The organism is Mesorhizobium sp. M1322, assembly GCF_040318085.1.
Taxonomy (GTDB): Bacteria; Pseudomonadota; Alphaproteobacteria; order Rhizobiales; family Rhizobiaceae; genus Mesorhizobium.
The window spans coordinates 22,451-29,497 of the sequence record NZ_JAMYLP010000074.1; the positions used below are offsets into that span (position 1 = coordinate 22,451).

Consider the following 7,047-nt stretch of genomic DNA (forward strand, 5'->3'; position numbering starts at 1 on the left):
GTAAATAATGGCCGGCACAACGCTGCTCGATATCAAGGGCGTCCAGACCTATTACGGCAACATCAGGGCGCTGAACGGCGTCGATGTCACCGTCAAGCAGGGCGAGATCGTGGCGCTGATCGGCGCCAACGGCGCCGGCAAGTCGACACTGATGATGACCATTTTTGGTGCTCCACGGGCGCGGGCGGGCACCATTACCTTCGCCGGCACCGACATCACCCAATTGCCGACCCATGAGATCGCGCGCATGCGCATCGCCCAGTCGCCGGAGGGCCGGCGCATCTTCCCGCGCATGACGGTGATGGAAAACCTGCAGATGGGCGCCAGCCTCGACAACCTCAAGCACTACGACGAGGACGTCGAGAAGGTGTTCACGCTTTTTCCGCGCCTGAAGGAACGCATTGCCCAGCGCGGCGGCACGCTGTCGGGCGGCGAGCAGCAGATGCTGTCGATCGGACGTGCGCTGATGGCGCGGCCGAGGCTGCTCTTGCTCGACGAGCCGTCGCTGGGCCTGGCGCCGCTGATCGTCAAGCAGATCTTCGACGCCATCCGCGAGTTGAACCGCACGCAGGGGCTGACCGTGTTCCTGGTCGAGCAGAACGCCTTCGGCGCGCTGAAGCTCGCCACGCGCGGCTATGTCATGGTCAACGGCAATGTGACGATGAGCGGCACCGGCAAGGAGCTGCTCGCCGATCCGGACGTGCGCGCCGCCTATCTCGAAGGCGGCCATCACTGAGTTCAGGAGTCTTCATCATGCAGGGCATTCTCTATGAGGAACCCTCGGTCTGGCAGTTCTTCTTCGTCACCTGCCTGCTTGGCGGCTGGGCGGCATGGATGACGGGAAAGGCCTGCGCCCAGACTTGGCGCAGCTTCGTCCAATTGTTCGCCTATTTGCTCGGCCTCGGCATCGCCGTGAGGTTCATCCATCACGCGCTGTTCGGCGGCACGATGTTCTCGCTGCAATACTACATCGTCGACACCATCGTCCTGATGATATTGGGCTTCATCGGCTATCAATACACGCGCACCAACCAGATGGTGACACAGTATAACTGGCTTTACGAAAGAGCATCGCTTTTGAGTTGGAAACCAAAAGGTTGACGTTCACCATTAACGCCGTTTCGGGGATGAATCGGCGTGACAAGTGCCTGAAAATCGGCAAAGTACGTTTTCTGCGAGTAAAGGTGGGCATCGCATGAAAGCATCATCCACGCCCACTCTGTAAATGGGAGCGTTTTACATGAGAAAATCACTTTTGTCCGCCGTCGCCCTGACCGCGCTCGTCGCGTTCAGCGGAAGCGCGTGGGCTGACATCCTGGTCGGCGTTGCCGGTCCGATCACCGGTCCGAACGCCGCCTTCGGCGCGCAGCTGCAAAAGGGCGCCGAACAGGCTGTCGCCGACATCAATGCGGCCGGCGGCATCAACGGCGAGCAGATCAAGCTCACGGTCGGCGACGACGTCTCCGATCCGAAGCAGGGCATCTCGGTCGCCAACAAGTTCGTCGGCGACGGCGTCAAGTTCGTGGTCGGCCACTTCAACTCGGGCGTTTCGATCCCGGCATCGGAAGTCTACGCGGAAAACGGTATCCTCGAGATCACGCCGGCCGCGACCAATCCGAAGTTCACCGAACGCGGTATGTGGAACACGTTCCGCACCTGCGGACGCGACGACCAGCAGGGCAGCATCGCCGGCGCCTATCTCGCCGAGAACTTCAAGGATGCCAAGATCGCGGTCATCCACGACAAGACGACCTATGGTCAAGGTCTTGCTGACGAGACCAAGAAGGCGATGAACGCTGCCGGCGTGACGGAAGTCATGTACGAAGGCGTGAACGTCGGCGACAAGGACTTCTCGGCGTTGATCGCCAAGATGAAGGAAGCCGGCGTTTCGATCATCTATTGGGGTGGTCTGCACACCGAAGCCGGCCTGATCATCCGCCAGGTGGCTGACCAGGGCCTCAAGGCCACGCTGGTTTCCGGCGACGGGATCGTGTCGAACGAGTTGGCCTCGATCGCGGGCGACGCGGTTGCGGGCACGCTGAACACGTTCGGCCCGGATCCGCGTCTGATCCCGGCGAACAAGGAACTGGTCGAGAAGTTCCGCGCGCAGGGCTTCGAGCCGGAAGCCTACACGCTCTACTCCTACGCCGCCATGCAGGCCATCGCGGGAGCCGCGACGGCTGCCAAGTCGAACGATCCGCAGGAAGTTGCCAAGGCTCTCAAGGCCAACGGCCCGTTCAAGACGGTGCTGGGCGATCTTTCCTATGACGAGAAGGGCGATCCGACGCTGCCTGGCTATGTCATGTACGAATGGAAGAAGGGCGACGACGGCAAGTACACCTACATCCAGAAAATGTAAGCCTGTCGACGACGACAATTTCGGAATGCCCGGCGCGAGGCGCCGGGCATTTTTCGTTTGAACTTCGTTTCACGACAGAGAATCTATTTAAATCGGTTTAATCCCCGCCCGATTTTGTTTGCGCTGCAGCATTTTCACGGTAATCATGGCGCCACGCCCCTTCCCGTCAGCGTCCGGAGCCCTGTCCTTGGCAATCACGAAGATCCTTGTCGCCAACCGGTCCGAAATCGCCATTCGCGTCTTCCGCGCGGCGAACGAACTCGGCCTCAAAACCGTTGCGATCTGGGCCGAGGAAGACAAATACTCGCTGCACCGCTTCAAGGCCGATGAAAGCTACCAGGTCGGGCGCGGGCCGCATCTGACCAAGGATATGGGGCCGATCGAAAGCTATCTGTCGATCGAGGAAGTGATCCGCGTCGCCAGGCTTTCGGGCGCCGATGCCATCCATCCGGGCTATGGGCTGCTGTCGGAAAGCCCCGAATTCGCCGAAGCCTGCGCCAAGGCCGGCATCATTTTCATCGGACCCAAGCCGGATACGATGCGCAGGCTCGGCAACAAGGTCGCCGCACGCAACCTGGCGATCGAGGTCGGCGTGCCGGTAATTCCCGCCACCGATCCCTTGCCGGACGACATCGAGGCGGTGAAGGCACTCGCCAAGACGGTCGGCTATCCGGTGATGCTGAAGGCATCGTGGGGCGGCGGCGGCCGCGGCATGCGCGCCATCCGCTCGGAAGCCGATCTCGCCCGCGAGGTGACGGAGGGCAAGCGCGAAGCGAAAGCCGCCTTCGGCAAGGACGAGGTCTATCTCGAAAAGCTGATCGAGCGCGCCCGCCATGTCGAGGTGCAGGTGCTGGGGGACACACACGGCAATGCCGTGCACCTGTTCGAGCGCGATTGCTCCATCCAGCGCCGCAACCAGAAGGTGGTAGAGCGTGCGCCGGCGCCGTATCTCGAAATGTCAATGCGCGAAGAGCTTTGCGGTTACGCGCTGAAGATCGCCCGCGAGACGAGCTATATCGGCGCCGGCACGGTTGAGTTCCTGCAGGATGCCGACACCGGCAAATTCTATTTCATCGAGGTCAACCCGCGCATCCAGGTCGAGCACACCGTCACCGAGCAGGTGACCGGCATCGACATCGTCAAGGCGCAGATACACATCCTCGATGGGTTCGCCATCGGCACGCCGGAATCGGGCGTGCCGGAGCAGAAGGATATCAGGCTCAACGGCCACGCGCTGCAGTGCCGCATCACCACGGAAGATCCCGAGCATAATTTCATTCCTGACTATGGCCGCATCACCGCCTATCGCGGCGCCACCGGTTTCGGCATCCGCCTCGATGGCGGAACCGCCTATTCGGGCGCGGTCATCACCCGTTTTTACGACCCGCTGCTGGAGAAGGTGACAGCCTGGGCGCCGACGCCGGCCGAGACCATCGCCCGCATGAACCGGGCGCTGCGCGAGTTCCGTATTCGCGGCGTGGCGACGAACCTCACCTTCCTCGAGGCGATCATCAATCACCCGAGTTTCGCCGACAATTCCTACACAACCAAGTTCATCGACACGACGCCGGAACTGTTCGCGAGCGTGAAGCGGCAGGACCGTGCGACCAAGCTGCTCAACTACCTGGCCGATGTCAGCGTCAACGGCCATCCCGAGACGCGCGGCCGGCCGCAGCCAAAGGCCGATGCGGCGGCGCCCATGGTGCCCTATCTCAACGGCAATGTGCCCGATGGCAGCAAGCAGAAGCTTGACGCGCTTGGGCCGGAGAAATTCGCGGCCTGGATGCGCGCACAGAAAGAGGTGCTGGTCACCGACACGACGATGCGCGACGGACACCAATCCCTGCTCGCGACGCGGGTGCGCACATATGACATCGCCGGCATTGCCGGCACCTATGCGCGAGCGCTGCCACAGCTTTTGTCGCTCGAATGCTGGGGCGGGGCGACCTTCGACGTCGCCATGCGCTTCCTCACCGAAGACCCGTGGGAGCGGCTGTCGCTGGTGCGCGAGGCGGCGCCCAATCTGTTGCTGCAAATGCTTTTGCGCGGCGCCAACGGCGTCGGCTACACCAACTATCCCGACAATGTCGTTCAGTATTTCGTCAAACAGGCAGCAAGCGGCGGCGTCGACCTGTTCCGCGTCTTCGACTGTTTGAACTGGGTCGATAATATGCGGGTCGCCATGGACGCGGTCGGTGCCGAGGGCAAGCTGATCGAAGCGGCGATCTGCTACACCGGCGACATACTCGACCCGGCCCGCGCCAAATACGACCTCAAATACTATGTCGCGCTGGCCAAGGAGTTGCAGGCGGCCGGCGCCCATATCATCGCGGTCAAGGACATGGCCGGACTTCTGAAGCCGAGTGCTGCCCGCGCACTGTTCAAAGCGCTGCGCGAGGCGACCGATCTGCCGATCCATTTCCACACGCACGACACGTCAGGCCTGTCGGCGGCGACCGTGCTGGCGGCGGTGGACAGCGGCGTCGACGCCATCGACGCGGCGATGGACTCCTTGTCGGGCAACACCTCGCAGCCTTGCCTGGGCTCGATCGTCGAGGCGCTGAAGGGCACCGAACGGGATCCGGGTCTCGATCCGCAATGGATCAGGAACATCTCGTTCTACTGGGAGGCGGTGCGCAACCAGTATGCCGCCTTCGAGAGCGACCTGAAGGGGCCGGCTTCGGAAGTCTACCTGCACGAAATGCCAGGCGGGCAGTTCACCAATCTCAAGGAACAGGCCCGCTCGCTCGGTCTGGAGACACGCTGGCACGAAGTGGCGCAGACCTATCATGACGTCAATCTGATGTTCGGTGACATCGTCAAGGTGACGCCGTCGTCCAAGGTCGTCGGCGACATGGCGCTGATGATGGTGAGCCAGGACCTGACGGTCGCCGATGTCGAAAATCCGGCCAGGGATATCGCCTTCCCCGACTCGGTCGTGTCGATGCTGCGCGGCGATCTCGGCCAGTCGCCCGGCGGTTGGCCGGAAGCACTGCAGAAGAAGGTGCTCAAGGGCGACAGGCCGATCACGGCCCGGCCCGGCTCCCTGTTGAAAGCGGCCAATCTCAAGGCCAGCCGCAAGGAGATCGAAGATAAGCTGGAGCGCAAGCTCAGCGAATTCGAATTCGCCTCATGGCTGATGTACCCGAAGGTTTTCTCCGACTTTACCGCAGCGCAGGAAACCTACGGGCCGGTCAGTGTGCTGCCGACGCCGACCTATTTCTACGGCATGAAGCCGGAAGACGAGATCTTTGTCGACATCGAGAAGGGCAAGACGCTGGTGGTGCGCTGCCTGGCAATCGGCGATGTCGACGAGAAGGGCATGGTCACCGTTTTCTTCGAGCTCAACGGCCAGCCGCGCCGGGTGAAGGTTCCAGACCGGGCCCACGGCGCTTCCGCCGCCAAGGCGCGGCGCAAGGCCGAGCCGGGCAACGAGGCGCATGTCGGCGCGCCGATGCCGGGCGTCGTCTCGACGCTCGCCGTTGCCGCCGGCCAGACGGTCAAGGCCGGTGACGTGCTGCTGTCGATCGAGGCGATGAAGATGGAAACGGCACTGCATGCCGAGCGCGACGGCACAATCGCCGAAGTGCTGGTCAAGGCCGGCGATCAGATCGACGCCAAGGATCTGCTGATCGCATTCGGATGAGACAGAAATGTTGCCCGAACAGGGTTGTCTGCGTCTGGCGGCAGTCCTTCATGCCTCGTCGATAACAGCTTGACCGGTCGCCCCCGGTCGGGCATCGAACCGCTGCAAATTCGCCGCGACGGTTCGTGAGTCGCGGCATGGAAAACGACGCGGAGAAAAAATGGCCGACGACATCACCGAAACCAGCCAGACTGTTGCCGCCGGCCAGCTGCGTGCCTTCATCGAGCGCATCGAGCGGCTCGAGGAAGAGAAGAAGACGATCGCCGACGACATCAAGGAAGTGTTCGCCGAGGCCAAAGGCACCGGCTTCGACACCAAGGCGATGCGGTCGATCATCCGTCTGCGCAAGAAGGACCAGGCCGAGCGGCAAGAGGAGGAAACGATCCTCGACCTCTACAAAGCCGCGCTCGGCATGGTGTAAGGCTGGTAACAGCCCTGGGCGCCGGTCGCGGCGCCCTCAACGGGTCGAACCATGAGCGAATTCGACTTTGGCGTCCGCCGCGCCTCTGAATTCCGCCAACGCGGCTTCTGGACGCTGTTCGCGGAACGGCATCCGGAAGAAAGGGCTCTGATGGCGCGGCGCGGACCCTGGTTCTGGCAGCGCGGGCTGCACGACTTCGCATTGGTCCTTTCGATGTATGTCGCGCCGGCGCAGAACCATGTCGGCGTCTTCTTCGGCCGCAACGAGAAGTTCGGTGCCACGGAAGCTTGGTCGCGGTTGAAGCCATTCCAGCCGGCGATCGAAGACAGGCTGAAGCTCAGGCCGGAACAGAGTTGCGAGGGCCTCGGCATCAATTCGCTGTGGCGGGTGAACTGCTTTGCCGAGGACAATTGGCCGGCCATGGCCGACTGGCTGGTGACGGAAGCATCGCGCTTCGAGCGTGCCGTTGCCGAGGTTCTGGGCGAGGGCGGCGAAGCCGGTCGTGAATTCGCGTCGCAGCCGCTTGAGCTAGAGCAAGTCCTGTGATCGATGAATCGATTGTGATGTGACAGCTGCGTCTTGTGCTGATTCAACATCCACCTCGATGGAGGTGGACGATGG

The 7,047-nt window shown here is 62.3% G+C and carries 6 protein-coding genes; all 6 read left to right on the forward strand.

Annotated features, from left to right (window positions below):
* Positions 1-7: 7 nt before the first annotated feature.
* On the forward strand, positions 8-736 hold the full coding sequence (locus tag NKH12_RS22840; RefSeq protein WP_352955212.1) for an ABC transporter ATP-binding protein: 729 nt from the start codon (positions 8-10) through the stop codon (positions 734-736).
* Positions 737-753: 17 nt separating this feature from the next.
* Positions 754-1,101 carry a DUF6867 family protein gene (locus NKH12_RS22845; RefSeq protein ID WP_352955213.1) on the forward strand — a complete coding sequence of 116 codons (348 nt, stop codon included), beginning with the start codon at positions 754-756 and terminating at the stop codon, positions 1,099-1,101.
* 139 nt (positions 1,102-1,240) lie between these two features.
* Positions 1,241-2,359: a branched-chain amino acid ABC transporter substrate-binding protein gene (locus NKH12_RS22850; protein ID WP_352955214.1), complete on the forward strand. Its 1,119-nt coding sequence runs from the start codon at positions 1,241-1,243 to the stop codon at positions 2,357-2,359.
* A 187-nt stretch (positions 2,360-2,546) separates the two neighbouring features.
* Entirely contained in the window at positions 2,547-6,005 is a 3,459-nt protein-coding gene (gene pyc / locus NKH12_RS22855; RefSeq protein WP_352955215.1) for a pyruvate carboxylase, read from the forward strand.
* A 160-nt stretch (positions 6,006-6,165) separates the two neighbouring features.
* On the forward strand, positions 6,166-6,426 hold the full coding sequence (locus NKH12_RS22860; RefSeq protein WP_023800031.1) for a DUF2312 domain-containing protein: 261 nt from the start codon (positions 6,166-6,168) through the stop codon (positions 6,424-6,426).
* Positions 6,427-6,477: 51 nt separating this feature from the next.
* On the forward strand, positions 6,478-6,972 hold the full coding sequence (locus NKH12_RS22865) for a hypothetical protein (protein WP_352955216.1): 495 nt from the start codon (positions 6,478-6,480) through the stop codon (positions 6,970-6,972).
* The last annotated feature ends 75 nt before the right edge of the window (positions 6,973-7,047 follow it).